General features: G+C 44.7%; 1 protein-coding gene. It reads left to right on the top strand.

The window, feature by feature from the left end; translation table 11 throughout:
- Nucleotides 1–2406, top strand: a 2406-nt coding sequence (locus ICN38_RS11490; protein ID WP_216257238.1) for a YDG domain-containing protein, incomplete at both ends; no start/stop codon positions are given.

The raw sequence follows: 2406 nt of genomic DNA, 5'->3' as shown, positions 1-2406 counted from the left end.
TTAAGACCAATGGCTTAGTCGGTAGCGATGCGGTCACGAGCGTGGCAATCAGTAGCGCGAATGTGGCTGATAACCTAACCAACTACATCACCGGTGTCACAGGTACTGGTAATGCGACTAACTTACTGAATAACTACACCATCAGTAGCAGCGCTAGTGGTACAGCCACTACCAATGCGCCAGTAAACACTACGGATAACACCGTGACCTTAAGCAAGGCCCCATTAGCCATTACCGTCAGCAATGCCGGTTATAACGGTACTAAGAATTTCACTAAGGACAATGCAACCATTAATGTTGCAGGCATGGTCAATAGTGAAACCCTTACAGTAACGGGAGTGACTGCTAATAGTGCTAACGTAGTTGATAATGGTGCCAATTACGTGACTAGCATTACTAGCATTGCTGGTAGCAGTACAGCTTCATTAAGCAACTATGCTATTAATTCAAGCTATCAGGCCCCTAATGATCCGTTGGCTGCTGGCGCATCTGCAGCTACATCACCAAATTCTGTAACCCTTACTCCAATTAGTGTGACCATTTCAGGTAGCAAGACCTATGATGGCAACGGTACATTTGCGATTTCTAATGGTTGCTGCGGTAGTACCACATTGACAGTAACTAATGCCATCTTGGGTGATACCGTTGGCATTGCAACTGGTGGCAGCGGTAGCGCATCTTCACCTAATGTTGCTGCTGGATCACAAACTTTAAGTCTTGGTACTTTAGCCCTCAGTAATAATTCTGGCGGAAACTACACCTTAGTTGGTGGATCTGGTACAGCCATTGTTACCAAAGCAACATTGGTATTAACTGGTAGCCAGGTCTATAACGCTGGTACTGCGTTTGCTGGTAGCAATTTAGTAGCTAACGGTGTAAATGGTGAAACCTTCACCGTAACCGGTAGCGGTAATAGCAGCAACTTAGCAAGTGCTAATGTTCAAACAGGCACCGTTTTAAGTACAACTACTGGTTTAAGTTTGGGCAGTAGTAGCAATGGCGGTATCGCTGGAAACTATAATGCTTTAGGCCCAGTTTGCTCTGCAGTTAATATCACTGGCGCACCATTAGGTATTACCGTCACAGGAACTTACACTGGTCTTAATACGATTGCACCAGGAAGTGCATTCACAAGCAATGGTTTACAGGGTGGGGATACGATCACTAGCATTAGTAGTGCTGCGGTTTATAACCCTAATGTATTAGCCAATAGCTATAACTACGTAACTGGCATTACTATCGGTAGTGGTACTGCTTCGATGGGCAACTATGTTCTCAACGTTGCTTACAACGCGACAAATGGCAATACTCAAAATAAAGCCACTATTAACCCAGCGCCATTAGCTATTTCCGTAAACGGTACTTACAACGGCACGACTAGCTTCACTAAGGACAATGCCACTATCAATGTTGCAGGTATGGTCAATAATGAAACTCTCACGGTAACGGGAGTGACTGCTAATAGTTCCAACGTAGTTGATAACGGTACGAACTATGTCACCAGCATTGACGCGATTGGGGCTAAAAGCACAGCTTCATTAAGTAACTATGCTATTAATTCAAGCTATCGTGCTGCAAGTAGCACTTTAGCAGCTGGTACAACTGTCAATTCTTCACCTAATGAAGTGACCTTAAATACGGCTGCTCTAGTTCTGAATATTGCTGCAACTAAAACCTATGATGGAACAAAGGATTTCTACGTTACTCCAGTTACTTTAGCTAGCAACTTTGACTACCTCCTAACTGGCATGGTTGCTAGTGATTCACCATATATTACTGGTGGTAACGCTCAAGTAGCTTCAGCGAATGCTGGTGGCTATACTAAATTCACTAGCAATTCATTGGCATTATCTGATGCTAATTACACATTAACCGGTGGGACTGTCAGTGCATTTATTACTAAAGCCCCACTCACGATAGTTGGTGCTAAAACCTCCTCGGTCTATACCGGCTCACAACAGACTAATAGTGGGGCAGTAGTTTATGGCGTAGTTGAGGGTGAAAGTATTACTGTTAATTCTGCAGCTTATGCTAAAGCTACTAATGTAGCTCAAGGCATGCAGAATGATTCTGCGTATACATTAATTTATAGCAATGGTGCTATCGCCAATAACTACAAAACTATTTCTACTGCTAAAGGTAGCCTCACCATTACACCGGCCACCTTAACGGTGATTGGTAATGTGACCACGCCAACCTATAACGGCGCAGAGCAAGTGAACACCTATCAAGTAGCCGGTTATGTTGGTGCTGAAACCGCGGCTACCGCAGGTCTAGTCGTGAGCGGCTCGGCGAAGGCCACCAATGTCAGCCAGAATACTGTGGCTGATCTCTTGGCAGCGAGCACCACCAATAGCAACTACAGCACTAAGGTCACCAACGGTTCGATCACCATTACACCGGCCA

The organism is Polynucleobacter sp. AP-Melu-500A-A1 (genome assembly GCF_018882125.1).
GTDB lineage: Bacteria > Pseudomonadota > Gammaproteobacteria > Burkholderiales > Burkholderiaceae > Polynucleobacter.
This window is presented reverse-complemented; position numbering and strand designations above follow the sequence as displayed.